The organism is Shimia sp. MIT1388, from assembly GCF_047124445.1.
Classification (GTDB): Bacteria; Pseudomonadota; Alphaproteobacteria; order Rhodobacterales; family Rhodobacteraceae; genus Shimia.
In genome coordinates, this window is record NZ_CP138921.1 from 505,566 (window position 1) to 532,365 (window position 26,800).

Consider the following 26,800-nt stretch of genomic DNA (forward strand, 5'->3'; position numbering starts at 1 on the left):
GTCTGTAGTTATCAATGTGATCGGAAAATGCAACTTCGTTAAATGAAAATCCTGTGCTTAGAATGGTTCCAGAGATTACGTGACCCATCTTTTGACAGGAGGACGACATGGACGGAGACATGAAATCAGGTGGCTGCCCGGTGATGCATGGCGCGGTGACGCAGCAGGCGCGGGGCAATCGCGATTGGTGGCCCAACCAACTGAACCTGCGGATTTTGCACCAGAATTCGGCCAAGTCCGACCCTATGGGGCAGGATTTTGACTATGCCGAAGAGTTTGCCAAGCTGGACTATATGGCGCTGAAGGAAGACCTTTATGCGTTGATGACCGACAGCCAGGACTGGTGGCCTGCGGACTACGGTCACTACGGCGGTCTTTTCATCCGTATGGCGTGGCACTCTGCCGGGACGTATCGCACCGCGGATGGCCGCGGCGGTGGTGGCACCGGGCAGCAGCGGTTTGCACCGCTGAACAGCTGGCCGGACAACGGTAATCTCGATAAGGCCCGCCGTCTGTTGTGGCCGATCAAGCAGAAATACGGCAACTCCATTAGCTGGGCTGATCTCTATATTCTCGCAGGCAATGCGGCGATTGAGAGCATGGGCGGCAAGACCTTTGGCTTTGCCGGTGGCCGCCCGGATGTGTGGGAACCGGAAGAGGACGTCTATTGGGGCGCTGAGACCGAGTGGCTGGAAGAATCTGGCGGAGAGAACTCGCGGTATTCCGGAGATCGTGATCTGGAGAACCCGCTGGCGGCGGTTCAGATGGGTTTGATCTATGTGAACCCGGAAGGGCCAGATGGACAGCCGGACATTCTGGCCTCAGGTCGTGATATTCGGGAGACCTTTGCCCGCATGGCGATGAACGACGAGGAAACTGTGGCGCTGGTTGCTGGCGGTCACACCTTTGGTAAGGCGCATGGGGCGGGCGATCCGAGCCTTGTCGGCCCGGAGCCGGAGGCGGCACCAATTGAGGCGATGGGCTTTGGCTGGATCAACGCGCATGGCACTGGCCACGGTGGTGACACGACGACGTCGGGCATTGAAGGCGCATGGACGGCGAACCCAACCCAGTGGGACAACGGCTATTTTGATCTGCTGTTTGGCTATGACTGGAACCTGACCAAGAGCCCTTCTGGGGCCTGGATTTGGGAGCCGGTTGGGGTGACTGAAGAGGACATGGCGCCAGCGGCACATGACGCAAGCCAGAAGGTCAAAACCATGATGACCACTGCTGATATGGCGATGCGCATGGATCCGATTTATGGCCCAATCTCCAAGCGGTTCCACGAAAACCCCGATGAGTTCCAGGACGCCTTTGCGCGGGCGTGGTTCAAGCTGACCCACCGCGATATGGGGCCACGGGCGCGTTATCTTGGCGAAGAAGTGCCCAGCGAAGAACTGATCTGGCAGGATGTCGTTCCGGCGTCTGAGACGGACTTGTCCGAGGAGGATGTGGCGGCGCTGAAGGCGGCGGTGATGGCCTCTGGTCTGTCGGTGAGCGATCTGGTGAAAACCGCCTGGGCGTCGGCGTCCACCTTCCGTGGCAGTGACATGCGCGGTGGCGCCAATGGGGCGCGGGTCGCGCTGGCACCGCAGAAAGACTGGGCGGCCAATGAACCACTTGAGTTGGCACGGGTGTTGTCGGCGCTGGAAGGCGTTAAGGCTGACTTTGGCAAGCCGGTGAGCCTCGCAGACCTGATTGTGATTGGTGGTGCAGCGGCCGTTGAGAAGGCGGCGTTGGATGCGGGGCATGATGTGTCCGTGCCGGTGGCGCTGGGCCGTGGTGATGCGACGCAAGAGATGACCGACGAGGAGAGCGTGGGCATGCTTGAGCCGCAGGCCGATGGCTTCCGCAACTACGCACGGACCCAATTCACCGTGTCACCAGAAGAGATGTTGGTGGACAAGGCGCAGCTGCTGACACTGACCGCGCCGGAGATGACGGCGCTGGTGGGTGGCCTGCGGGTGCTGGGCGCGAACCATGGCGGCAGCGCGCATGGTGTGTTCACCGATCGGGTTGGGCAGTTGACCAACGACTTCTTCGTGAATGTGCTGGACATGGGCACCACTTGGGCCGAGGCCGGTGATGGCGTCTATGAAGGCAAGGATCGTGCCAGTGGCGATGTGAAGTGGACCGCAACCCGGGTGGATCTGGTGTTTGGCTCCAACTCGCAACTGCGGGCGCTGGCTGAAGTTTATGGTCAGTCCGATGGCGCGGCGAAACTGGCGCAGGATTTTGTCTCCGCATGGTGCAAGGTCATGGATGCGGATCGCTTTGATCTAAAGTGACCTTTTAGAGAGAAGAGAAAGGAAGGCGCGGCGGAGGTCGCGCCTTTTTGCTGTTAAAACGCCGGTTTCATCATCATCAGCCAGACAATCCCCATGACCGCGAAGAAGGCGGGGAAGCCGCAGGCGAACCATATGCGGTAGAGTTTGAAGTAGCGGTCTGGCAGGGGCGTTTGCGTGTCGCGGGCGGTGCGGGCGACGTTGCGCATTTGGAGTTGAATCCAGACCACGGGTAGCCAGAAGGCGCCGACCACCACGTAAAGGATCAGCGAAATCAGCAGCCAGGGTTCTGAGAGTGACCAGCCGAGGTGCCAAGCCAACAGTGTGCCGGTGATTGGTTGCAGGATGGCTGCGGTTGCGGTGAAGACAGTGTCGGCGATCACCACAATGCCGGCGACATGGGCGATCAGGGCGGGGTCGCGGCTGCGGTGGGACAGGACCATAAAGAAGGCGATGCCGGCACCGGTGCCCAAGAGGACGGTGGCGCCGAGGACGTGGGCAAAGCGGAGGAGGTCTTCGATCATCGGTCGTCCATGAGTAGGGCCACCAAGGCGGCGAGGGTCATGCCGGGCAGAACTTTGACCATGGGGCCAAGCGGATCGGCATAGAGCGCAGGAGCCATCAATGCCGCACCCAGAAGGTAGGCGGCAGAGAGGAGGATCATGCCGATGGCGGCTTTGCGGCTGTGGCGTCGGATGAGGATTGCGCCGCCAAGAAGGATGTCGGCGATGCCGCCGCCAATAACGGCGAAAGTGGCGAAGGTGGGACTGCTGCCAGTGGTGGTTAGAACGTGCATGGCTTCGGAGGTTTGGATCAGGCCGATAACGCCGGAGAGCAGCCAGAACAGCGCCAGCGTGGCGATGGCGAGCGGAAGTGCAAGATAGACGCGGGCGGCAGCGCGGTCTTGGGCCGTGGCTGGGTGGCTTGCCAGGGTCTCCGCCAGTGGATGGCAGGTGTGGCCTGTGAGGTGGTGCCAGGGGAGGGGATCGCCAGAGATGCCTTTTGAGAGCACCGCAAGCGACGTGCTGCGCAGGGGGGCGCGCCAGCCCAGCCAGCCAAGTGTGTCGGCCACGCGTGCGGTGTGTCTGAGGGTCCACTTTGGCAGGTGCGGCCGCCAGAGAGGGGCAGGGGCGCCAAGCCAGGCGCGGGTGCGCAGGGTTAGGCTGTCAAAGCTGTGCGCATTTGGCTCGGTGATGTCGGCGATGGTGCCGGAGGGCACTTGGGGATCACAGGCCAAGGCGACGGCATGGGCCACATCCGTCAAGGCGACGGTTTGGATGGAACTGTCCTCAAACACGCGGGGCAGGACGGCCGGCAAGGCTGCAAGGGCGCGCAGGAGGGCGCTGCCGCCATAGGCTTCGCGGCCCAGCACCAGAGTGGGGCGCAGAATGACGTGGTCAGCCTGAGAGTTAGCCAGCAGCGCGTCACCTTCGGCCTTGGTGCGAAAGAAAGCGGTGTCGGCCTCTGGTGACACCCCTGCAGCGGAGATTTGGATGACGCGGGTTTGGGTTTGGGCGGCAGCGGTTGCGAGGTGCCGGACCACGTCGACGTGAATTTGGGAAAGGTTGTCACGGGCGCCATCCTGCAAGGCGCCGGAGGCGTTCACCACCACGTCGGTGTCTTGCAGCAAGGCGGCCCATTGATCCGCGCGCAAGGACGTGAGGTCGAGGTGTTTCCAGCGGTATTGCGGAAAGCGGGCGGCGGCTTTGGCATTGCGGCCTACGCCGGTCACGTCATATCCGGCTTCGGTCAGTGCCGCCATGCAGGCGGCGCCAATGAGGCCGTAGCCGCCAAGAACAAGGGCTGTTGGCATCGCTGCGCTCCGCTAAATCCTGTTGGGGTGAGGCTAGCATAAGCGCTTTGCCTTGCACGGGAAATTGCGGGTCTTGCGGCAATCTGCCGTTGGCAGGCTAGAGCCTCCGAACCGGATGGCGCAGGACGGTGCGCAGTTTTTCGGGGGCGGTTTTGCGTGGGTCGCTCAGGTAGATTTCGTGGTGGTGGCCGTTTTCTGTCAGGCCATTTTGCGGCAGAAATTCCTTGTGCAGTCTGGCGATGGTCGGGCCTTCTTCGCTATACGGTCCGATGTGCATGATTTGGGCGCAGAGACCTTCGTGCAAGACCTCGCGCCGCAGGGTGGCGGGAGGATCGCCAAGTTTCTTGGCGGCTTTTTCCACGCTGGCGTTGAAGGCCGCGTCATCGAGCCAATCCGGCAGCATGATCATCAGGGTCCAATGCCATTCTTCGCGTCGGTCATCGGTGTAGGCGGTCATATCGTCGGCCCACCAGAGACCTTCGAGGGGAGGCACCACGTAGTCTTTCTCCAAAGTCTGTTTGGAGTAGAACTTGAGCCCGTAGCTGACCGGGTAGAGCCAGGACAAGGCGTGTTGATAGGCGTCGTTGCCCGGGGCGCCGTGGCCGTCAATTTTCACAAAGGTCATGTCGGGGACTTCGACAAGGGCGAAGTCTTTGGCGGAGGGCGCGTAGAGATGTTTGAGGGTTTTCTTGAAATCGATTTTGGTCATGGGAAGGCCTTGAAGACGAGGGGCTGGTTGAAAATGAATTGGGCAGTGCGTTTTCTGGAAACTTACAAGGTGAAGAACAAAGGGGCAACATTTGATTGCTCGCGGGGTGCTTCACTGCGCAGATCTATGGCAGGTCAGTGCAACCGGGTTTTGTTAGTAAGTGGTCTGCAACATTGTGCAATTCTCGGTTTCCATGAGGAACACCACCAAATGAAATCCGTTCTTTGATCCTGCCTTTTTAGGGAGGGGCATCCAGCGTTTTAGAGGCATTTCCCTGGCGTACTGGTCAAACAGGACTCATTTGTTGGGAAAACTGGCCCTATTGAGCGGGGTCGGCTTGACCTAGGGTCGGTCAATTTAGGCGGGAACGGCGCGAGATCGACACGCCTAAATGTATGTTCAGTAGGGAGTAAAGAATGGAAAATGTTGTACTTTTGGCGGTGGATGGGAGTGACGGGTCTGACCGTGCACTCGACCACGCCATTGCCAGGGCGAAACAGGGTGGGGCCAAAGTTGTTGTTGCCTATGTAATCGAATGGTCGCCGTATTCCTTTAGCACCGCAGAGGAGAACGCGACGCGCCACAAACGTCGGGAAACCGAAATTGAACGCGCCAACACAGAGATTGTCGCCCCCGCCTTAAAGAGGCTTGAAGGGGAAAGTTTGGAATACGCCGGGATTGTACGTCACGGACACCCCGCGGAAACTTTGATTGCCATCGCCAAAGAATACGGCGCGGTTCAGATATTAATCGGCCGCCGGGGCCACAGCGGATTGAAGTCGCTGCTGTTTGGCAGCGTCGCAGGTAACCTGATCCAGACCGCGCCTGTGCCGGTTGTCGTCGTTCCTTGATTTTGAATATGAGTATCCGGAGGAGCATTATGACTCGCATCCTGTTTTTTGTTTTTGCTGCGCTTTCGATTGCTGGGCCAGCCCATGCTGGCATTGACGAAACCATCAACAACTTCACCGCGCCGATTGCCTCGTTTATTGGCTCTGTTGTGTTTTTTAAGATCCCGGTTGCCGGGGCCAATCTTCCACTTGTTGTGCTGTGGTTGGTCGTGGGGGCCGTGTTTTTCACGTTCTATATGGGCTTCATCAACCTGCGGGGTTTCAAACACGCGATTGCGCTTGTCCGTGGGGATTATGCCGACCCCAACAGTGCTGGGGAAGTGTCGCACTTTCAAGCTTTGGCCACAGCGGTGTCCGGCACTGTGGGCATCGGTAACATTGGCGGGGTTGCGGTTGCGGTGACTGTGGGTGGCGCCGGGGCGACGTTCTGGCTGATTGTCGCGGGGTTTCTGGGCATGTCCACCAAGTTTGTCGAATGTACGCTGGGTGTGAAGTACCGCAATGAGAACCCGGATGGATCCGTATCCGGTGGCCCGATGTATTATCTGACCAAAGGGTTTGAAGAACGTGGCATGGTGGGCTTTGGCAAGTTCATGGGCACGTTCTATGCCATCGGTATTTTTATCGGCGCGTTGGGCATTGGGAATATGTTCCAATCCAATCAGGCCTACGTGCAATTGAACACCGTCGCAGGTGGCGCGTTGGATGGCTACGGTTGGCTGGTCGGCCTGATCCTTGCAGGGGTTGTTTTTGCGGTCATTATTGGCGGGATCAAATCCATCGCCCGCGTGACTGAAAAGATTGTGCCGTTTATGGCGGTTTTTTACTGCGTGTTTGCGATCATCGTGATCCTGATGAATTTCGGCTCGATCCCGGCGGCGATTGGCAACATCTTCTCAGGAGCGTTCACCGGTGAAGGCGTGACCGGCGGGGCCTTGGGCGCCTTGATCATTGGCTTCCAGCGGGCGGTGTTCTCCAACGAGGCGGGCATTGGGTCTGCGTCGATTGCCCACGCGGCGGTGCGGACAGATGAGCCGGTGACAGAAGGCTATGTGTCTTTGCTGGAACCCTTCATCGACACCATTGTGATCTGTACCATCACCGCGCTTGTCATTGGCACAAGCCAAGTGGCTGATCCCAACTTCGCGGGGGAGGCAACCGGGGTTGCGATGACCTCAGCGGCGTTTGAGCGTCAGATTGGCTGGTTCCCGGTGCCTCTGGCGTTTGGGGCGTTGCTCTTTGCCTTCTCCACCATGATCTCCTGGTCTTACTACGGGCTGAAAGGTTGGACCTATCTGTTTGGCGAAGATCAGACGCTGCAGACGGTCTACAAACTGATCTTCTGCGCATTTGTGGCTTTGGGCTGTGTTGTGCAGCTGGGTCCGATCCTAGATATTTCGGATGCGCTGGTGTTCTTGATCTGTGTGCCAAACATCCTGGGGCTCTATTTCCTGGCCCCCGTGGTGAAACGCGAGATGCAGGCCTATGTGGCCAAGCTGGAAAGCGGTGAGATCAAGCGGTTCAAGAATTAAGGTACTTTGATCCTGTAGAGCGGCCCCCACCAGAGATGGTGGGGGCCTTATTGTTTGGGGCGGATTGATCCAGTCAGTGGCTGGTCATCTTTTTGACGATGTCCGCACCGCTCCAGGCGGCGGGGAAATAGGTTGGCCAGTTGGTGACTTCTTCCAGCAGCGCGGCGCGGTCGTCGCCCCAATAGAGGTGGAAGTGGTCCACCTTGGTGGGCACCATTTCGTGGTCGCTGAATTGAATGAACTGTGGCGCGGCGGCGTCGCCACCGGATTTTTCATAGACAAAGCGGATGCCTTGGTTGCCGGATTTGTAGGTCAGGATTTCGTAGCCGTCCGCTTGGTAGCTGCCTTGCACCGGTTTGCCGTCTTTGAAGAAGGCAACGGTGTCGCCTGCGATCTGGATGCGGTCGACATCGGTTTTGAAGCCGGTGTCATAGTAGGTGCGGTATTCTTCGGCGGTCTTTTTGCCGCTTTCAGCTTTGTGCTCCAGCACCGGATCAAGGGTGCCGTCCTTCAGGAAAGGGTAGACGGATTGCCAGTCGTTTTCCCAATCGGTCAGGGCGCGGGCTTGCACTTTGGACTCGTCGATCAGCTTTGGTTCGGCCTTTTTGTGATCGTGGGCATGGGAATGCTTGTGCTCTTTGGTTTTGGTGTCGGTTGTGGCGGATTGCGCCACTGCCTGGGATGAAAATGCGATCAGCGCGCCAATAGAGAGGGCGGTGAGATGTTTGAAAGCAGTGTGTTGCATAGGGTGTCCAATTTTCACTCAGGAATCATGTTATAACATAACATATAAATCCACTAAGACCTGTGGCGCGGGATGACAAGTCGCTTTCAGGTTGGGCTGGTTGAAAAAAAGGCGCAGCCGAGGGGCTGCGCCTTTGGGATGGCATAGTTAGAGGCGGGAGAGGGTGTCCCGAGGTGCCTCTACTGGGACATGCCACCTTCACTTGAGACCTGTTCCTGCACGTGGTCTTCGTTACCCACGGCTTTGCCGCGTGGCGGGAAGTCCGCAAAGGTGGACAGGTGCTTTTGCACGAGGCGCGCGGCGGGACCGAAGGCCCACATCTTGTTGCCCATCCAGCGGGTGTACATGCCGGATTCTTCTGCCGCTTTCTCATAGGGGTCGCGGCGTAGGTTGAAGAGCAGCGGGGCGTTGAGCTCTTCTTTGGGGCCAGCCCAGCCTTTTTCCTGGATCACGAAGTGGGCCTTCCAGTCGTTGTAGCGCACGGCCTGAAGATCGGTGCCTTCGTAGTAGATGATTTCTTGGCGGTTGCTGTCACTTTCGCCGCGCAGATAGGAGAGCTGGTTGTAGCCGTCCAGATGCACTTGATAGCCACCAAAGCCGTCCAGCATGGCTGCGGGCAGGTCCTCTGGTCCGCCAGCGGCGGCAACCAGAGTAGGCATCCAGTCCATGGCGTCAAAGATGCCGTTGAGCACCTGACCTTCGGCGATTTGGCCAGGCCAGCGCACCACGGCAGGCACGCGGAACCCGCCTTCCCATGTGGTGCCTTTTTCGCCGTGGAAGGGCGTTGTGCCGCCATCAGGCCAGGTCATGGTTTCCGGGCCATTATCAGAGGTGAACAACACGATGGTGTTGTCGCTGATCCCGCGCGCGTCCAGATGCGCGAGCACTTTGCCGACGTTGTCGTCCAGTTCCTTCATGACCACGTCTTGAAGCCCACGCCCATCCCCGAGCATGGCTTCATATTCCGGACTCAGGTGAGTCCAGACGTGGGCGCGGGCAGGGGCCATCCAGACAAAGAATGGCGTGTCTGCGTCCACGGCGCGGTCGATGAAGTCCAGGGTGTGAGTGGTGACTTCGTCGTCGAGTGTTTTCTGACGTTCGGGCGGGGCGGCGCCGTCGTCTTCGATGCGTTGCTTTCCGACCAGTCCCCAGCGCGGGTCAACGGTCTCGTCCACGGTGTTGGTGGCGTAGCTGTGAATGATGTTGCGGGGCCCAAATTGGTTGTTGAACTCGGGATCATCTGGCCAGTCCGGGTCGGTGGTGTATTCCATGGCGTTGAGGTGGTAGAGCCAGCCCCAATACTCATCAAAGCCCTTGTTGGTGGGCAGGAATTGGTTCAGGTCGCCAAGGTGGTTTTTGCCAAACTGGCCGGTGGTGTAACCGAGGCCTTTGAGCATGTTGGCCAGAGTTGGGTCGTTTTCGTTCAGGCCAACAGGATCACCGGGCAAACCTACGGTGTGCATGCCGGTGCGGACCGGAAACTGACCGGTGATGAAAGCCGAGCGGCCTGCGGTGCAGCTGGGTTGGGCGTAGTAGTCTGTGAAGCGCGCGCCCTCGGCGGCAAGTTGATCGAGGTTGGGTGTCTCGATGCTTTTCACACCTTGATGGTAGCTGCCGAGGCTGGCCCAGCCGACGTCATCCGCCATGATCACCAGAATATTGGGTTGCTCGGTTTCGGCGAGGGCGCCTTGTGCGGCGAGGCCTAGGGCCGCGATGGTTGTCGTCATCGACACCATCATTGCAGGGAGTTTTGACACGAAATCACATCCTAAATACTTGCGCGTTTTCAAACAGGTACGGTTACCTGCTGCAAAGTAAGGTTGTGTGCGCAGATGTGGCAACGGAGGTTTACAATCGTTTCAGGTTTTGAAAGTTTATGTCCAAGAATTGAAATTGAGGCCGGGCATGCTCACCGAAACGTCGCTGGAAGCGTTTTTCCATTTGGCAGAAACCAATAGTTTTCAGGAGGCTGCACGACGGATGGGGGTCTCCAATGCGTCCCTGACGCGTTACATTCAGCAAGCGGAAGAACAGGCGGGAATGGTGTTGTTTCACCGTGGTCGCAACAACTGCCGATTGACCCGTGCAGGTCAGGAGTTTTTGCCGCTGGCGCGTAAGCTGGAGCAGGATTTGGGGTTGTTTTCACGCCAGCTGGAGTTGTTGCGCTCTGGCGAGGGGCGGCAGCTGCGGGTTGGTTGCGGGCCGTTGGTGCCGCGGGCGTTGATCCAGCCGGTGCTGCGGGAGGTGATGAAGGCGCATCCGAATTTACGGTTCCAACTGGATGTGAGCGCGCGGATTGCGCCGCTGGAGCGGATGCAGGCGGGGGAGATCGACATGTTCATTGGCGATCTGACCCATACGCCGGAAGCGGACAATGTAGAGATCATGATGATTGCCAAACGTCCGGTGATGTTTGTGGCGCGGCCCGAGCATCCCATCCATGCGCAGGGCGTGGTGACGCTTAAACAGGTGTTTTCTTATCCGTTTGCGTCGCCACATTTGCACAAGCACTGGCGGGCAACCTTGATCAAGGCGCTGGGCGGGGACGCCGAGGCGGAAGCGATTGTGAAAGCCCTGCCGCAGGTGGAGAGCGATGATTACCACTTCCTGGCGCATTTGGCGGCGGAGGACGGGTTTGTTGTTGGCGCGGTGGCCGAGACTTTTGAAGAGATGCGCGCGCTGGGGCGGCTTAAGGAAGTGCTCACCCGCGCGCCGATCACATGGAATATCTGTGCGGTGCGCAAGACCGAAGATGTGACCGAGGCGCAGGAGGCGTTTTGGCAGGCGTTGAAGGCTTACGAGGTGAACCCGGCGGCGGCTTAGGAGGTCTGCTCCAGATACTGCAGGCAGCCTTCGAGCGCGGCGGCATCGTCGGTGATCAGGCTGATCGGGAAGGTCTGAGGGTCCACGATGCCATGGGCGTCGCGGGTGAGCTCTTCCATGAAGTCGGATAGGGCTGCGGAGGTCAGAACGCCGCGGGAGGCGGAACCGGCAAAGGCCACGCCGTCGCGCGGCATGTATTGCAGGATCATGGCTTGCGTCAGGCGGCCCAAGGCGCGGGCAAAAAGGCGCACCGTGCGGGTGGCGTCTGTGCAGCCGTTGGCAAAGCCGTCGACAATGTCTTTGCCGCCCTTGCGCTGACCGCTGACCACCTGATGTAGGCGTTCCAGACCGCGGCCGCAGAAGCAGTCCTCATAGGTGACAAAGACGTCAGCGCCGTCGCCCAATTCGTCGCGCAGCAGTTTGCCAACGGAGTAGGGCAGTTCGGCGTGGCCAAGTTCGGCCTCCATGGCGGTCAGGCCGCCACGGGCGTTGCGGCGGGTGGGGCTGACGTTGAAGCCGGTGCCCATACCAGCCACCAGCGCCTGGCCATTTGTCGGCTCGTGTTTTGTGCCGCAGACCGGATCGGTGGAAATCCGCGCCAGCGCGTACCCCAGAGCGGAGAGATCGTTGATCAGTTCCGCATGGGGCGCGCCGGTTTGGTCGCGCAGATTTTCCACGCTGAGGAACCAGTCGCGGTTGGTGAGTTCGCCTTCGCCGGAATGCACGGGACCGGCGATAGCGATGCACACCCCGGCGAGGTCGCCGGGGGTGGTTTTTTCAAGATAAGCAGCAAGCACGGCGTCAAAGCTGTCGTAGTCATCATTGGAGGCGCGCATCACGCTATCAATCTGCACGCCGTTGGCGTCCGCCAATGCCAAGCGTGTGTTTGTGCCACCAATGTCTCCAACCAGGAACGTCATAGTACCGCTACTTTCTTCTTCTGAGTCAATTCGTTGGTTCGTCTAGCGAATTAATTCAGGTTTGAACAGGCACGCCTTCGGGCTTTTTGCCGAGGATGATCATGCCCAGCAAATCGTCGTCGGTGACGTCATCGACATTCACCGTGCCAACCAGTTGGCCGTTCTTCATCACCGAGGCGCGATCGCAGAGTTCCATGACGTCATGGATGTCATGACTGATCAGGAAGATGCCGATGCCCTGGGCCTTAAGCTGTTGGATCAGCTCGGACACCATTTGGGTTTCATGCGGGCCAAGGGCGGCGGTGGGTTCGTCCATGATCAGGATTTTGGCGTCGAAATATACGGCGCGGGCGATGGCCACGGACTGACGCTGACCACCCGAAAGCGCAGAGACCGGCTCGGCGAACTTTTTGAAGTTCGGGTTGAGTTTGCCCATGATCTTGCGGGTTTCGGCCTCCATGGCGTCGTCATTCACGGTGCCCAGCGGCGTGGTGAGTTCGCGCCCCAGGAAGAGGTTGGACGCCGCATCGAGGTTATCGGCCAGCGCAAGCGTCTGGTAGATGGTCTCGATGTTGTATTTGCGGGCGTCGCGGGGATTGTGGATCTCTGCTTTTTCGCCGTTGATGTAGATCTCGCCACCGTCACCCTGATAGGCGCCGGAGAGGATTTTGATCAGGGTGGATTTGCCCGCGCCATTGTGGCCCAGAAGGCCCACCACTTCGCCCGGCATGAGATCGACGGAGACGTGGTCCACCGCTTTGATCCCACCAAAGGAGATGTGGATGTCGCGCATTTCCACGAGAGGGGTTTGCTTGTCCATGATGTTTCTCCTTATGCGCCAGTGCGGCGGCGGTAGACGATGTCGACCCAGACCGCGAAGACCAGAACCACGCCCACAACGATGTTTTGCAGCGGGGCGTCGACGCCCACAGAGGCCATGCCGGATTGCAGGGACTGCATGATCAACGCGCCAATCACAGCGCCATAGATGGTGCCTGCGCCGCCAGAGAGGGCCGTGCCGCCAATCACGGCGGCTGCGATCACGCGCAGCTCGTCCAGCGTGCCAAGGCCCACGTCAACAGCGTTCAGACGCGCGGAGGCGATGATCGAGGCGATGCCGGTCAGAGCCCCCATCAGCGCAAAGATTTTCACGGTCAGAAGGCGGGTGTTGATGCCCGACAGTTCGGCTGCTTCAGGGTTGCCGCCGGTGGCATAGATGTAGCGGCCAAAGCGGGTGCGGCGGGCGATGATGGTCATGACAATCGCCACGGCCAGCAGGATCACCACAGGAATGGCAACGCCGTGGTTCCAAACCATGCCGTCGGTGTATTCGATGCCTTGGGCAGCGGTCATGCGTTTCATCGCGCCTTTGGGGATCGGGTAGCTGTTCATGATCGATACAAACAGCAGGATGCCGCCAGCCGCGATCGCCATGAGGATGCCTTCGGCCCAGGCAGGTTTTACGGCAAAGCCGTGGGAGGCTTTGTTGCGGCGGCTGAGTAGCATGAAGCCCACAGCCACTAGCGCGGCAACGATGCCAAAAATCCAGCTCATGGTTTCGCCCAGAGTGCCTTCAGCGCCGCCACCAAGCAGGCGGAAGGTTGGGTCGAGCGGGGCTTGGGTCTGGCCTTTGGTGACCCACCACATGGCGCCGCGATAAACAAGGAAGCCACCGAGCGTGACGATAAAGGCAGGCACGGTCAAGTAGCCGATGATCCAGCCCTGGAAGGCGCCGAGTACGGCGCCCATGGTGATGGCGAAGATCACCGCGATGATCCAGATCGACCAGTGGCCGAGACCAACCACGTCCGGCAGGAACTGCACCTGCAGCGCGGCGGTGGCCATGCCGATAAAGCCGAGCATCGAGCCGACGGACAGGTCGATGTGGCGGGTGACGATGACAAACACCATGCCGGTGGCCATGACGGCAACGGAGGCGGTTTGCACCGAGACGTTGAAGAAGTTTCGTGGTGATAGGAAGCGGCCATCTGTGAAGATGCCAAAGACGATCCATATCACAACAAGCGCGCCGATCATTCCAAGCAGGCGGGGATCCAGCCCCAGCTTGTTGATCAGGTTCTTAGCTTGGTTTTGCATTGTGCGTTCCTTTTTGGCTCGCGATGCTTGAGACATCTTCCCCAGTCTGCGCGGCAGGTTCCGCATCAGTCAAAGGGCTCTAAATCTCAGGGAGTGGGGAAATTAAGTGCCCCCCCGCGCCGTAGGGCGGAGGGGCAGGGTTCAGGTTAGTTGCACGCTGCGTTGGAAGAGCCGGCGCAGAGCACGTCTTTCTCGATCCAGCCTGCGTCCAGAACAACGTTCAGGTTGTCAGCTGTTACTGGCACGGGGGCGAGGAACATGGAGTTCAGCGTGGTGCCTGCTGGCGAGGTCCACTCAGCGGCGCCGTCTACGTCCATGCCTTTGGCAAGTGACACGGCGATTTCACCAGCTGCGTTGCCCAGAGCGCGGGCGTCTTTCCAGACGGATACTGTCTGCGTGCCCATGGCAACGCGGTTCAGCGCGGCGTGGTCACCGTCTTGACCGGAGACTGGAATGCCTTCCATGCCCTGAGCGGTAAGCGCAGCCACAACACCGCCAGCGGTGCCGTCGTTGGAGGCGATTACGGCGTCAACTTTGTTGTCAGCCGCGGTCAGGATCTGCTCCATGTTGCGCTGGGCGTTGGCTGGCACCCAGCCATCTGTGTAAGCTTCGCCAACAATTTTGATGTCACCGGAGTCGATTGCCGCCTGAATGATTTCCTGCTGACCACCGCGCAGGAAGTCTGCGTTTGGATCGGTGGGGGAGCCTTTGATCATCACGTAGTTGCCTTTTGGCATGGCTTCCAGAACCGCACGGGCCTGCATGCGGCCCACTTCGACGTTGTCAAAGGTCAGGTAGAAGGCGCGCGCGTCTTCGATCAGACGGTCATAGGCGATCACAGGGATCTCTTCGTCGGCCGCGGCCTGCACAGCAGGACCAACTGCAGAGGCGTCTTGCGCCAGAATGATCAGCGCGTCGGCGCCTTGTGCGATCAGGCTTTCGATGTCGCTCAGCTGCTTGGCAGAGGAGCTCTGCGCGTCAGCGGAGATGTATTTGGCGCCAGCGGCGTCCAGCGCGCCTTTGATGGCGGCTTCGTCGGTTTTCCAGCGCTCTTCCTGGAAGTTGGACCAGCTCACGCCGATGACCAGATCGTCAGCCCAGGCTGCGGTGCTCATGAGGGCGCCGGCGATGATGGCCGTCGCGGATGCAAAAAGTTTCATGGTGTCCTCCCAATTGTTCTTCCCGGTGGTGGGGCCGAAGTGAGTCGGCTTTGACCGGGTGTGACCAATGGTAGCGCAATAAATTTGTAAATCAAATTAAATAAGCTAACCTTGCATTGATCCGACAAACATCGGCATGGTTTTGACGCCGGGTAAGGGCAGCTTGTGTTTTGGTTGCGGACTATTCTCGGTGAAGAAGGAGCTAGTATATGTCTGTGAATCAAAGAGAAATTGGGCGGCGTAAGCTGCTGGGGGAAATTCGCAGGCAGCAGCGTGTCCCACGCATTGACTTAAGTGAACTGACCGGAATCAGCCGCGCAACCGTGACAACCATCACCGCAGAGCTGCTGCGGGAAGGGTTGATCGAGGAGGTCTCTAGCGACCTGGGCGAGAAAGATTCGAAGCGTGGACGCCCAAAGGTGGATCTTAAGATTCGCGGCGCGGCGCGGCTGATCGCGGGGGCAAAAATCTCTCACAAGACCATCTCTTTGGTGCTGCTCGACTTTGAGGGCACGCAGTTGGCCGGACATGAGGCAGAGCTGGAAGAGAGCGTTTTGCCTGCGGAGGACATGACGGCGGTTCTGGCGGATCTTCTGGAGGTGCTGGCCCGCAAAATTGGCCTGTCCCGGACCGATATTGCCGGTTTTGGGCTTGGGATTGCGGGTATTGTGGATGCACCGCGCGGCTTTGTGCATTGGTCGCCGTCTTTGGACAGCCGCAATGTGATGTTGGGCGAGATTCTTGGGCGCGGGCTGGGGATTCCTGTGTTTATCGACAACGATGCCAACCTCGTCGCCATGGCAGAAAAGAGTTTTGGCCTGGGGGTGGGGCACAATGACTTCATTGTGGTGACCATCGAAAGCGGTGTTGGCATGGGCATCGTGATCAACAACGAGATTTACCGTGGTACGCGGGGCTGTGGCGCAGAATTTGGCCACACCAAGGTGCAGCTGGAAGGGGCGTTGTGCCGTTGTGGACAGCGCGGGTGTCTGGAGGCCTATGCGGCGGATTATGCGTTGACCCGTGAGGCGATGATGGCCAGCGGTGAGGCGGCGGAGCGGCAGGTGGAAGACATCTTGCGGGCGGCGAAGGAAGGCGACGAGATGGCGGCCTCGATTGTGAGTCGCGCGGGGCGCATGTTTGCCATGGGCCTGGCCAATATCGTGAACATCTTTGATCCGGAGCTGATCATTCTGGCGGGCGAGCAGATGCAATCCAGCCATCTTTATGCAGAAGAAGTGATTGAAGGCATGCGCAAGTTGATTGTGCAGGTGGATAAGGCGCCGCCGGAGGTGGTGGTGCACAAATGGGGCAACCTGATGTGGGCCCGTGGGGCAGCGGCTTATGCGCTTGAGAATGTCTCGGAAAATGCGCTTTTGGAGATGGCAGAGAATGTGGCTTAAAGGCGTCAGTGCGCTGGCACTGGTTGCGGCGGGGGCTGCGCAGGCCGAGGTGCGGTTTGCGCCTGTTGATGTGGCGGAGCATGTCTACGACGGCGGATGGGAGTTCTACGTCGGTGGAGGCGTGGCGGCATTTGATTGCAGCGGCGACGGCTTACCGGAGTTGGTGGCTGCGGGGGGCGAGAACCCACCGATGTTGCTGCGCAACCGGAGCGCCCATGGCGGAGTGGTGACCTTTGAGGAAGACACGCCCGATGCCTTGATGATGCCGGGAACCACTGGGTTTTATCCACTTGATGTGGATGGCGACGGCTGGCTTGACCTTGTCGTGTTGCGGGTGGGCGAGAACAGCCTTCTTAAAGGCGGGCCGGAGTGCAGTTTTGAACCGATGGACGTGCCGGGGTTTGAGGGCGGCGATGCCTGGACCACGGCGTTTGCGGCCACCTGGGAACGGCAGGACGCGCTGCCGACATTGGCGTTTGGCAATTACGTGGATCGTGACGATCCCAATGGGCCGTTTGAGGCCTGTGACGACAATGATTTGTTCAGGGCTGAGGGCGACGGTTATGCGAACTCCACGTTGACGCCGGGGTTTTGTCCGCTGTCGATCCTGTTTTCCGACTGGGGCCGCCTGGGTCGTGCGGATCTGCGGATGAGCAATGACCGGCATTACTATGTGAAAGGCGGAGCTGAGCAGCTTTGGGCGATGGAGGACACGCCACGGCTTTATGGTGAGGCCGATGGCTGGGCCACACATATGTTGTGGGGCATGGGCATTGCGGAGCGGGATCTGGATTTTGACGGCAAGACCGAGGTGTTTTTGTCGTCGATGGGCGATCAACGGTTGATGAAACGTGTGAGCGTGGAGGCGCCGACGTTTGAGGATGTGCCGTATGAAATGGGCACCTCGGCGCATCGGCCCTACACCGGGGGCGACGGGCGGCCCTCAACCGGCTGGCACATCAGTTTTGGCGACGTGGATAATGACGGGCTGGACGATGTGTTCATTGCCAAGGGCAATGTACAACAGATGCCCGGCGCGGCGATGGAAGACCCCAACAACCTGCTGATGCAGCAAGCGGATGGCACCTTTGCGGAGCAAGGCGACAAGGCTGGGATTGCCACTTTGGCGCGCAGCCGAGGGGCGGCGCTGGTGGATATGAACCACGATGGGCTGCTGGATTTGGCGGTGATGAACCGACGGGCGCCGCTGGAGGTCTATCAAAACGTCTCTGAGGCGACGGGCAACTGGGTAGCGCTGACCTTGATGGGGAAAGAGGCTAACAGCCAAGCCGTGGGGGCCTTCATTGAGGTGAAAGTGGGCGACCATGTGCATCTGCGGGAGATCACTGTGGGTGGTGGTCACGCTGGAGGCGTGTCCGGGCCACAGCATTTTGGGCTGGGCGATACGGAGACTGTTGAAGTGCGTGTGCGCTGGCCAGATGGCACGCAGGGCGATTGGATCGAAGTGCCGGTGAATGGCAGTTGGCGGGTGTGGTCCGAAGGACCCGTGACGGTGCTGTCCGCGTACTGAGCAAAGCCCGCGTGGGTCAGTTGGAAAGCTGATCCATGGGCAGGCCGGAGGGCACGGACTCTGGCACGCCAAGGCGGCCTTGGATGGCGTCGTAATCTGTGAGGCTTTCGAGGAAGGCGAGGATTTCCGTGACCTCCTGATCGGTGAGATCAATCGGGGAAAGTTCGTTGGAGGCGGCGATTTCGATCACTTCAGGGTCATCCTGCATCAGCTTGAAATCTGTATTAAATTTCCCGTCTGAGTAGGTGGTGTGGGCCTCTGCGTAGGCTTTGAGTGAGGCCACCGGATCGAGGTGATGCTTGACCATGGCTTCTAGGGACGTGTAGGCCCCGTTATGGCCATAAGGCGCGGTTTGCGTGATGTTGCGCAAGCTAGGCGTGCGGAAGCGGTAGAAGTCTTCCTCTTGGCCGGTGACGCGCCCACGGCCGACGTCGCGGTTGTGGTTTTCAAACGGAGCCGCTTTGCCCGGGCCGATCTGCGGGAGTGCGATTGCGTGGAAGCCGTGGTCGGTTTGGAATTGGCCCGCATGGCAGGTGCCGCATTGGGCTTTGCCGTAGAAAAGATCCAGGCCAGCGGCGGCATCAGCGGTGAGCGGCGTGCCGTCGCGCAGGTAGGCGTCAAAGGCCGAGGCGTCCGCGCGCCATTCAAAAGCGATGAAAGCGGCCAGCGCGTTGGCGATGTGGTGGAACTTGATCGGTTCGTCTGTGCCAATGACATCATCAAAGGCGGTGCGGTAGGCGGGGATCGCCTCGACACGCTTGGCAAGGATGTCCCAGGCGCCGCCGGGGCCTGTGAGTTGGCCGAGGCGTACGGCTTGGCTCACGTCATTTTCGGAGTAATGCCCGGCCATTTCATCGCCTGACAAAACCGGGAACATGGCTTGGGCTGCAAGCGCGTTGTCAAAGCCCATTTCCATTTCGCTGCCCAACGGGGTGCGGATGCCGGAGGGGCGGCTCGGGTCGTCCTCTAAGCGGCCATCGTGGAAGAAGACGGTGAATTCGGTGGCGCCAAGGTTCCACAAGGCGGGGGCGTTGCGGGGGATGCGTTTTTCGGGCGGGTTGTTGGCGTCGATCTTGCGTTCCAGGCCAAGTCCGGTGGCGCCGTCACCTAGTCCGAGGGACACGCCATCGGACGTGCCCAGATCGGGGTGGTGGCAGGTGGCGCAGGCAACGGAGCGGTTGCCCGACAGGATGGGATCGTAGAACAATTGCCAGCCCAGCTCGACCTCCGTCACGTCCTGCTCCGGAAAGGTGGCGTCCGCCTTTGGCAGCGGCGAGGCGCTGGCGAGAGCGGGCAGGAAAGCGGCTGTGAGCATCAAAGGGCGCATGGCGGGTCTTTCATTTAGAAAAGCCCTCCGCGCAGGAGAATATGCGCGAAGGGCCGGTATATCTTGGCTCAATAACGGTTTTGAAACAAGATATTACACAAAGCGGTTCACGTAGTTTTCCAATATCTCCTGACGGCCGGATTTTGGCGCTGGGTTGATCTTGCCGCTCATGACGTCCTCAAAAGTGCCGTCGAGATCCCCGGCCAGCATGGCCTTGGCTGCGTCGGTGTCCCAACCGGCGTAGCGCGCGGCCAGCGCATCCTCGAGGCCACCATCTTCGATCATCGCAGCCGCGGCTTTTAGGCCACGGGCGCAGACGTCCATCGCGCCAATGTGGCCTGCGATCAGGTCTTCTGCGTCCAAGGACTGACGGCGCAGTTTGGCGTCAAAGTTGGTGCCGCCGGTTTTCAGGCCGCCGTCTTTGAGGATGTGGTAGTAGGCCAGCGCAACTTCGGGCACGGAGTTCGGGAACTGGTCGGTGTCCCAGCCGGATTGATAGTCGTTGCGGTTCATGTCGATAGAGCCGAGCACGCCAAGGGCGGCTGCGGTTGCAATCTCATGCTCAAAGCTGTGACCGGCGAGGATGGCGTGGCCCTGTTCGAGGTTGAGTTTGACCTCGTTTTCCAGACCGTATTTTTTCAGGAAGCCGTAGCAGGTGGCGGCGTCAAAGTCGTATTGGTGCTTGGAGGGCTCCTGCGGTTTTGGCTCCACAAGGATGGTGCCTTCAAAGCCAATCTTGTGTTTGTAATCCACCACCATGTTGAGGAAGCGGCCCATGTTGTCGAGTTCGCGGCCCATGTCGGTGTTGAGCAGGGTCTCGTAGCCTTCGCGACCGCCCCAGAGAACATAGTTTTCGCCGCCCAAACGTTTGGTGGCGTCCATGCAGGTTTTCACGGTGGCGGCGGAATAGGCGAACACGTCTGGGTCCGGGTTGGTCGACGCGCCACCCATCCAGCGGCGGTGGCTGAACATATTGGCGGTACCCCAGAGCAATTTCACGGAGCGTGTGCTCATTTTTTCTTCAAAGTAATCAATGATCTCTTCGAAGTTCTTCAGGCTTTCGGCAAAGCTGTCACCTTCAGGGCGCACGTCGGCATCGTGCCAGCAGAAGTAAGGTTGTTGCAGGATGTCAAACATTTCAAAGGCAGCGTCGGCTTTGACTTTGGCCATGTCCATGCGGGTTTGCGGGTGCCACGGGCGCTCAAAGGTTTGGCCGCCAAATGGGTCGCCGCCTTCCCAGGCAAAGCTGTGCCAGTAGGCGACGGCGAAGCGCAGGTGGTCTTCCATACGTTTGCCCATGACAACCTCATCGGGGTTGTAGTGGTGGAAGGCCATCGGGTTGGTGCTGTCCGGCCCTTCATATTGGGCGGGGGCGATGTTTTTGAAAAAGTCGGTCATTGTGTCAGGGCCTTTATGCCGGGGTACAGGGTGACGAAGTGGGCGTAGGCCTCTTCGTATGCGTCGCGCAGATCACTGCGGGGGGAAACGGTTGTGGCGATCTCGGGCCGGGTCATGACGGCCTCGGGATCGGCGTCGGTGGCGGCGCAGATGGCCAATCGGGCCGCGCCGAGGGCTGCGCCAAATTCTCCGGCTTTGGGCAGGGAGATCGGCAGGTTCAGCAGCGTGGCGATGAGCTCGACCCAATAGGGCGACTGGCTGCCGCCGCCGATGGCGATCAAGCTTTGCAGATTGGCGCCGGTGGATTTCAGAGCTTCGAGGTTGTCGCGCAGGGCGAAGCTCACGCCTTCGAGCACCGCTTGTGTGAGGGCGGCATGGCCTGCGTCGATGTCGATGTTCAGGAAGGCACCGCGCATGGTGGCGTCGTTGTGCGGGGTGCGCTCGCCGGAGAGATAGGGCAGGAAGCGCATCGTGCCGGGACCGGATATACTTTCGCTCAAGAGGTTGGTCAGATTGGCCGGGGTGTCTTGCAGGTTGCGAGAGAGCCAGTTGAGGCTGTCGGTGGCGGCAAGGATCACGCCCATCTGGTACCAGCGGTTGGGAACGGCGTGGCAGAAGGTGTGCACGGCGCTTTCTGGTTTCGGGGCGTAGGCGTCACGCCCGGTAAGCAGGACACCGGAGGTGCCCAAGGACACGAAGCCGTCACCTTCGTTTAAGGCGCCGATGCCACAAGCGGCAGCGGCGTTGTCACTGGCACCTGCGGCTACAATCACACCTTTGGGCAGGCCCAGCTCGTCGGCGATGTCGTCGCGCACGGAGCCGATGGCGTCCGAGCCCTCATACAGGTCGGGCATCTGGTCGCGGCGCATGCCGGCGGCGGTGAGCAGGGTATCGGACCAGTCGCGCGCGCCGACGTCAAGCCAGCTAGTGCCGGCGGAATCGGACATGTCAGAGGCGTAGACGCCGGTGAGCCAGAAGTTCAGGAAGTCTTTGGGCAGCAGGACTTTGGCGGTTTTGGCAAAAGTCTCGGGTTCGTTTTCGGCGACCCAGGCCACTTTGGGGGCGGTGAAGCCGGGGAAGACGATGTTGCCGGAGAGGTCCCGGACCTGATCGGTGGCGTCGAGTTCGGCGGCTTGTGCGGCGGAGCGGGTGTCGTTCCACATCATGCAAGGGCGCAGGGGCGTGCCGTTCTTGTCTAGCAGGTTGGCGCCGTGCATGTGACCGGACACGCCGATGCCTTTGATGGCAGCGACTTCGGCAGCGTGGTCGGCTTTTAGTTCGGCAAAGACCGCTTTGGTGGCGGTGATCCAGTCCGATTGCAGCTGTTCGCTCCATCCAGAATGCGGGCGCGCGGTGTCCACAGCGGCTTCTTTTGCGCCGATCACGCGTTGGGACGCGTCAATCAGCAGGGCACGTACACCAGACGTGCCCAGATCTAATCCCACAAACATGGGGGCTCCTCCTCAGGTCTCCTTACTTAATTTGTGCCTCAAATTAATTTGAGGATCAAACTAGAAATTGTCTATGAGACGGTTTTTTTGACGTAGGGCGTCCGGCATTGGTGGCGTCTGCTCCGAAGTATGACTTAAATTCAATGTGTTGCAGGTTTTGGCTGAGTGTCGCGGAAATTTTTGAGAGCACGCTTGACCTTCCCGTGACTGGAACCCTTATGTGAGGTGCTAAGACCAAAAGACGATAAAGAGGCGAGTCGATGACGGCGCATGTGTTGAATTTCCAGTTGGACGGGCTGAGCTGTGCAGGCTGTGTGAACCGCGCGCAGAAGGCGATGGCCGCCGTGGAAGGGGTGCAGGACGCAAGTGTGATCCTGGCGGACACTTCGGCGCGGGTGGCGTTTGAGGATGACACCGCGCGTGATGGTGTGATCGCGGCGCTGAAGTCGGCGGGCTATCCGGCGCGGGAGGCCACGGTGACGCTGGATGTTGGCGGGATGACCTGCGCAGGCTGTGTGCGCCGTGCGGAGGCGGCGATGGCGGCGGGTGAGGGCGTGCTGTCGGCAGAGATCAACTTTGCCAGCGAGAGCGCGACGGTGCGCTATTTGGAAGGCGCGATCACGGCCAATCAGATCGCCGCGCTAAGCACGCGGGCGGGCTATCCGGCGCGGGTGCCGGAAGAGGGCGTGCCAGAAGACATCGCAGATCGGAAAGAGGAAGAGGCCAAGGCGGCCAAGCGGCGGGTGCTGCTGGCGGCGGTTTTGGCGTTTCCGGTGTTTTGCATCGAGATGGGCGGGCATATGGTGCCCGCGTTTCATCATTGGCTGATGGCCAATGTGGGGATGCAGAACAGCTATCTGTTCCAGTTTGTGCTGACCTCGATCCTGCTGGTCGGGCCAGGGCGGGAGTTCTACGCGAAAGGCATTCCGGCGCTTTTGAAAGGCGCGCCGGAGATGAACTCGCTGGTCGCCTTGGGTACGGGGGCGGCCTATCTCTTCTCCGTGGCGTCGACCTTTGCGCCGGGGCTGCTGCCGGCAGGCACCGCCAATGTGTATTTCGAGGCGGCGGCGGTGATTGTGGTGCTGATCCTGGCGGGGCGCTGGATGGAGGCGCGCGCCAAGGGGCGCACTGGGGCGGCGATTGCCGAGCTTGTTGGTCTGCAGCCGCGCGTAGCGCAAGTGGAGCGCAAGGGCAAGGTAGCTGAGTTGGCGATTGAAGAGGTCGCAGTGGGCGACGTGTTGCATCTGCGGCCCGGGGAGCGTGTGGCTGTGGATGGGCGTGTGCTTGATGGCACGTCTTTTGTGGATGAGGCAATGATCTCGGGTGAGCCGGTGCCGGTGGAGAAAACCGCAGGCGATGCGATGATCGCGGGCTCGGTGAATGGCGCCGGTGTGCTGCGCTATGAGGCGGAGCAGGTGGGGCGCGACACGATGTTGGCGCAGATCATCGACATGGTACGTCAGGCGCAGGGGGCAAAGCTGCCGATCCAGAACTTGGTGGATCGGATTACGGCGGTGTTTGTGCCGGTGGTGATGGCCATTGCCGCGGTAACATTTGTGGTCTGGATGCTGGTCGGGCCGGAGCCTCGGTTGGGCTATGCGTTGGTGGCAGCGGTGGCGGTGCTCATTATCGCGTGCCCCTGTGCCATGGGATTGGCCACGCCGACGTCGATTATGGTGGGTACCGGACGGGCCGCACAGCTGGGCGTGTTGTTCCGCAAAGGCGACGCGCTGCAGGGGTTGCAGGATTGCGACGTGGTGGCGTTTGATAAGACCGGCACGCTGACCCAAGGGGCGCCGTCGGTGACCGACGTGGTTCTGGCTGACGGCTTTGACGAAGACAAGGTGTTGGCGCAGGTGGCGTCGGTTGAGGCGCAGTCCGAGCATCCTTTGGCGCGGGCGATGGTGGCTGAAGCGGCGGCGCGCGGTCTGGAGGTTGCGACCTGTTCGGAGCTTGAAGTGCGGGTTGGGCACGGGCTGATCGGTACTGTGGAGGGCGCTCAGGTGGCCGTCGGCGCGGCGCGGTTGATGACGGTACTGGAGGTGCCGTTGGGTGATCTTGAGACGCGTGCGCAGGCGCTTGCCGAGGCAGGCAAGACGCCAATCTATGTGGCGGTGGACAGCAATCTGGCGGCGGTGATTGCGGTGGCGGATGCGGTGAAACCGACCTCGGCAGCGGCGATCAAAGCCTTGCATGGCATGGGCAAGACCGTGGCGATGATCTCGGGCGACACAGAGCGCACCGCACGGGCTTTGGCGCGGGAATTGGGCGTGGACCATGTGGTCGCAGAGGTCTTACCAGACGGTAAGGTCGCGGCACTGGAGCAGTTGCGCGACACGGTGGGCAAGGTGGCCTTTGTGGGTGACGGCATCAACGACGCACCTGCCTTGGCGGCGGCGGATGTGGGCATTGCCATTGGCACCGGCACCGACGTGGCGATTGAGGCGGCGGATGTGGTGCTGATGGCGGGCGACGTGGGCGGCGTGGTGACCGGATTTGACCTGAGCCGCCGGGTGATGCGTAATATCAAAGAGAACCTGTTCTGGGCGTTTGGCTACAACGTGGCGCTTATTCCGGTGGCGGCGGGCCTTCTGGTGCCCTTTGGCGGGCCAGCCCTGTCGCCGATGTTGGGAGCCGGGGCGATGGCGCTTTCCAGCGTGTTTGTCCTGTCAAACGCGCTGCGGTTGAGGCGCATCCAGCCAGCCTTTTTGGCCAGCAAGAAAGAAGGTGTGTGATGAATATCGGGGAAGTGTCCAAGAACACCGGCCTGCCGGCGAAGACCATTCGGTACTATGAAGACATCGGTTTTGTGACCCCGGCACGGGGCGACAATGGCTATCGTAGCTTCAGCGAGAAGGATCAGCACAAGCTGGTGTTTCTGGGCCGGGCGCGAGGGCTTGGGTTTTCGATTGAGGATTGCCGGACGTTGCTGGCGTTGTACGAGGATCAGGGGCGAGCCAGCGCTGATGTAAAACGTGTGGCGCAGAAAAACCTGAGCGAGATAGACCGCAAGATTGCGGATTTGCAGGCCATGCGCGGGACGTTGAGCCATCTGGTGGCCAATTGCGCGGGCGACGGGCGGCCGGACTGTCCGATCTTGGAGGATCTGGGGCGGGTTTAGATGTGGGAGTGAGGCGACGAGGGCGAGCTTTGAAGGGATAAACTAGAACCCATGCGGTCGTTGTTTTCTATTTCTTTTGTTCAATTTCACCAGGTTGTCTAAAACAGAAACACACGTAGTGTATGTGTAAGCATTTAACTGATTGGGCCTCGGATTATGAGATACAGGATCGAGAACATACCCGCGCTTGTTGCAACGGCACTCCTAGCTTTTTCAAGCGCTTCCCACGCAGAAACTGATCGCCCAAACATCGTTTACCTTTTGGTTGATAACTGGGGTTGGGGTGACATTGGTTTGCAAGGAAGCACGGTTCCAACGCCTGAGATTGATGCGTTTGCCGCTGAAGGGATGCGATTTCTCAATTTCAATATTGAAAACCAATGCACTCCGACGCGTTCGGCCATACATACCGGGCGTCTTCCTATCCGCAGCGGCACCCAGAAGGTGGCCGCGCCCGGTGAACCCGATGGCCTCGCGCCTTGGGAATACACCATTGCCGAACTCCTTTCCGATGCTGGCTACCGAACCGCTCTGTTCGGTAAATGGCACATCGGCGCACAAGTCGGACGTCATCCCACAGATCAAGGATATGATGAGTGGTGGGGCATAAACGAAGGTTCCAACGCTGCGGCGTACACAGCTACGCCGGAGTTTGATCCGGAAGTCGCGACGGTTCCGCACTTCTGGGAGGGAAGGAAGGGCGCGCCGTCGTATGAAACTGACCTTTATGACGTTTCTGGAAAGACAACCTTTGACCGTAACATCACGGACCGGGCGGTCAGCTATATCGAACACCGCGTCGGTGACGAGAAGCCCTTTTTCCTTTATGTTGGCTTCACGCAATTCCACCCGCCTTGGGTCATTCATCCCGAATTTGAAGATGTTTCTGACGCCGGTATTTACTCGGACATCAAACACGAGGTTGACCACAATATTGGGCGGATCCTCGATGCTCTAGATGCCTCAGGCGCAACAAAAGATACGGTTGTCATTCTGACTGGGGACAATGGACCCGGCACCCTACCGCAAGGGGTTGGATATGCGACGGGAGAAGTCGGTGGATCAACTGGACCTTGGCGCGGCGGGCTAAGCACAGGTTTTGAAGGCGGCCTGCGGACACCCGCTATGATACGATGGCCAGATCGGGTTCCAGCGGGGGCGGTTTCAAACGAGATCGTTTCAGTTCTAGACATGTATCCAACGCTTGCGAACCTTGTAGGTGAGGCGGATCGAATTCCTTCGGACCGACCAATCGACGGCATTGATCAAAGCGCTTTCTTTCTTGGCGAACAAGCCACCTCGAACCGAGAACACGTTGTGACATTCGTTGGTGATGACGTCTTCGCCGTGAAATGGCGTGATTTGAAGGTGCATTTTTTCACGACAGAAAGCACATTCTCGGAGATTAAGCAGCATACATTCCCTCAGGTGTACAACATCAAAGAAGACCCTGCGGAACAGTTTGAGCTTTGGGGGAATGAGGGGTTTTCGCACGCTTGGGTTATGACACCTGTCACACGCATTCTTAGCGACCTAGCGGCCAGCATGGTGGAATATCCAAATATCAAGCCCGGTGAAGATTTCGGCGGCTACGAGTGAACAACCGGATTTGTCCGCTCAGCTGCTATCGT

Annotated in this window: 21 protein-coding genes; 9 read left to right on the plus strand and 12 right to left on the minus strand. The window is 59.6% G+C overall.

All coding sequences use genetic code 11. The features are described from left to right. The first annotated feature begins 107 nt into the window (after positions 1-107). Positions 108-2,291, plus strand: coding sequence for a catalase/peroxidase HPI (gene katG, locus SIB92_RS02465; protein ID WP_412554327.1), 2,184 nt, complete (start codon positions 108-110; stop codon positions 2,289-2,291). Between the two features lie 53 nt (positions 2,292-2,344). Here katG and SIB92_RS02470 read toward each other — a convergent pair whose 3' ends face one another. From SIB92_RS02470 to SIB92_RS02480, 3 genes are all read right to left on the minus strand, one after another. Next, complete coding sequence (locus tag SIB92_RS02470) at positions 2,345-2,812, minus strand: DUF2269 family protein (RefSeq protein WP_412554328.1); 468 nt, start codon at positions 2,810-2,812, stop codon at positions 2,345-2,347. After that, positions 2,809-4,101 (minus strand): SDR family oxidoreductase, encoded by a 1,293-nt coding sequence (locus SIB92_RS02475; protein WP_412554329.1) that lies wholly within the window; start codon positions 4,099-4,101, stop codon positions 2,809-2,811. The genes SIB92_RS02470 and SIB92_RS02475 overlap by 4 nt, the downstream gene beginning before the upstream one ends. Positions 4,102-4,198: 97 nt before the next feature. Continuing rightward, positions 4,199-4,810: a GyrI-like domain-containing protein gene (locus SIB92_RS02480; RefSeq protein WP_412554330.1), complete on the minus strand. Its 612-nt coding sequence runs from the start codon at positions 4,808-4,810 to the stop codon at positions 4,199-4,201. Positions 4,811-5,226: 416 nt separating this feature from the next. Here SIB92_RS02480 and SIB92_RS02485 point away from each other — a divergent pair, with 416 nt between their 5' ends. Both SIB92_RS02485 and SIB92_RS02490 read left to right on the plus strand, forming a co-directional pair. Beyond that, positions 5,227-5,661 (plus strand): universal stress protein, encoded by a 435-nt coding sequence (locus tag SIB92_RS02485; RefSeq protein WP_412554331.1) that lies wholly within the window; start codon positions 5,227-5,229, stop codon positions 5,659-5,661. A gap of 29 nt (positions 5,662-5,690) precedes the next feature. Beyond that, on the plus strand, positions 5,691-7,193 hold the full coding sequence (locus SIB92_RS02490) for an alanine/glycine:cation symporter family protein (protein WP_412554332.1): 1,503 nt from the start codon (positions 5,691-5,693) through the stop codon (positions 7,191-7,193). A 73-nt stretch (positions 7,194-7,266) separates the two neighbouring features. On the opposite strand, the gene SIB92_RS02495 is transcribed toward SIB92_RS02490, so the two are convergent. Continuing rightward, the gene (locus tag SIB92_RS02495; RefSeq protein WP_412554333.1) at positions 7,267-7,938 is read right to left on the minus strand and encodes a ZinT family metal-binding protein; all 672 of its coding nucleotides are present in this window, start codon (positions 7,936-7,938) and stop codon (positions 7,267-7,269) included. A 179-nt stretch (positions 7,939-8,117) separates the two neighbouring features. Then, a complete protein-coding gene (locus SIB92_RS02500; protein WP_412554334.1) occupies positions 8,118-9,695 on the minus strand; it encodes an arylsulfatase in 1,578 nt (525 codons plus the stop codon). Positions 9,696-9,843: 148 nt separating this feature from the next. Between SIB92_RS02500 and SIB92_RS02505 the strand changes: the two genes are divergently transcribed. Next, on the plus strand, positions 9,844-10,761 hold the full coding sequence (locus tag SIB92_RS02505; protein WP_412554335.1) for a LysR substrate-binding domain-containing protein: 918 nt from the start codon (positions 9,844-9,846) through the stop codon (positions 10,759-10,761). Here the strand turns inward: SIB92_RS02505 and SIB92_RS02510 are convergent. The 4 genes from SIB92_RS02510 to xylF form a co-directional block, all read right to left on the minus strand. Beyond that, a complete protein-coding gene (locus SIB92_RS02510) occupies positions 10,758-11,681 on the minus strand; it encodes an ROK family protein (protein WP_412554336.1) in 924 nt (307 codons plus the stop codon). The genes SIB92_RS02505 and SIB92_RS02510 overlap by 4 nt on opposite strands. Positions 11,682-11,736: 55 nt before the next feature. Further along, on the minus strand, positions 11,737-12,501 hold the full coding sequence (locus SIB92_RS02515) for an ATP-binding cassette domain-containing protein (protein WP_294113569.1): 765 nt from the start codon (positions 12,499-12,501) through the stop codon (positions 11,737-11,739). 11 nt (positions 12,502-12,512) lie between these two features. Then, on the minus strand, positions 12,513-13,778 hold the full coding sequence (locus SIB92_RS02520) for a sugar ABC transporter permease (RefSeq protein WP_412554337.1): 1,266 nt from the start codon (positions 13,776-13,778) through the stop codon (positions 12,513-12,515). 146 nt (positions 13,779-13,924) lie between these two features. After that, entirely contained in the window at positions 13,925-14,938 is a 1,014-nt protein-coding gene (gene xylF / locus SIB92_RS02525; RefSeq protein WP_412554338.1) for a D-xylose ABC transporter substrate-binding protein, read from the minus strand. A gap of 209 nt (positions 14,939-15,147) precedes the next feature. Here xylF and SIB92_RS02530 point away from each other — a divergent pair, with 209 nt between their 5' ends. Beyond that, positions 15,148-16,341, plus strand: a complete 1,194-nt coding sequence (locus tag SIB92_RS02530; protein WP_412554339.1) for an ROK family protein — start codon at positions 15,148-15,150, stop codon at positions 16,339-16,341. Then, positions 16,331-17,872 (plus strand): CRTAC1 family protein, encoded by a 1,542-nt coding sequence (locus tag SIB92_RS02535; RefSeq protein ID WP_412554340.1) that lies wholly within the window; start codon positions 16,331-16,333, stop codon positions 17,870-17,872. Before SIB92_RS02530 ends, SIB92_RS02535 begins: the two co-directional genes overlap by 11 nt. Positions 17,873-17,888: 16 nt before the next feature. Here the strand turns inward: SIB92_RS02535 and SIB92_RS02540 are convergent, their stop codons facing one another. The 3 genes from SIB92_RS02540 to xylB form a co-directional block, all read right to left on the minus strand. Continuing rightward, positions 17,889-19,199, minus strand: coding sequence for a cytochrome-c peroxidase (locus SIB92_RS02540; protein WP_412554341.1), 1,311 nt, complete (start codon positions 19,197-19,199; stop codon positions 17,889-17,891). A gap of 93 nt (positions 19,200-19,292) precedes the next feature. Beyond that, positions 19,293-20,597 (minus strand): xylose isomerase, encoded by a 1,305-nt coding sequence (gene xylA / locus SIB92_RS02545; RefSeq protein ID WP_412554342.1) that lies wholly within the window; start codon positions 20,595-20,597, stop codon positions 19,293-19,295. Next, positions 20,594-22,048 (minus strand): xylulokinase, encoded by a 1,455-nt coding sequence (gene xylB / locus SIB92_RS02550; protein ID WP_412554343.1) that lies wholly within the window; start codon positions 22,046-22,048, stop codon positions 20,594-20,596. Before xylB ends, xylA begins: the two co-directional genes overlap by 4 nt. Before the next feature lie 260 nt (positions 22,049-22,308). On the opposite strand from xylB, the gene SIB92_RS02555 reads away from it, so the two are divergent. The 3 genes from SIB92_RS02555 (at position 22,309) to SIB92_RS02565 (ending at position 26,768) form a co-directional block, all read left to right on the plus strand. Continuing rightward, positions 22,309-24,783 carry a heavy metal translocating P-type ATPase gene (locus tag SIB92_RS02555; protein ID WP_412554344.1) on the plus strand — a complete coding sequence of 825 codons (2,475 nt, stop codon included), beginning with the start codon at positions 22,309-22,311 and terminating at the stop codon, positions 24,781-24,783. Continuing rightward, positions 24,783-25,169 (plus strand): Cu(I)-responsive transcriptional regulator, encoded by a 387-nt coding sequence (gene cueR / locus SIB92_RS02560; RefSeq protein WP_412554345.1) that lies wholly within the window; start codon positions 24,783-24,785, stop codon positions 25,167-25,169. Before SIB92_RS02555 ends, cueR begins: the two co-directional genes overlap by 1 nt. 156 nt (positions 25,170-25,325) lie before the next feature. Next, a complete protein-coding gene (locus SIB92_RS02565; protein WP_412554346.1) occupies positions 25,326-26,768 on the plus strand; it encodes a sulfatase-like hydrolase/transferase in 1,443 nt (480 codons plus the stop codon). The last annotated feature ends 32 nt before the right edge of the window (positions 26,769-26,800 follow it).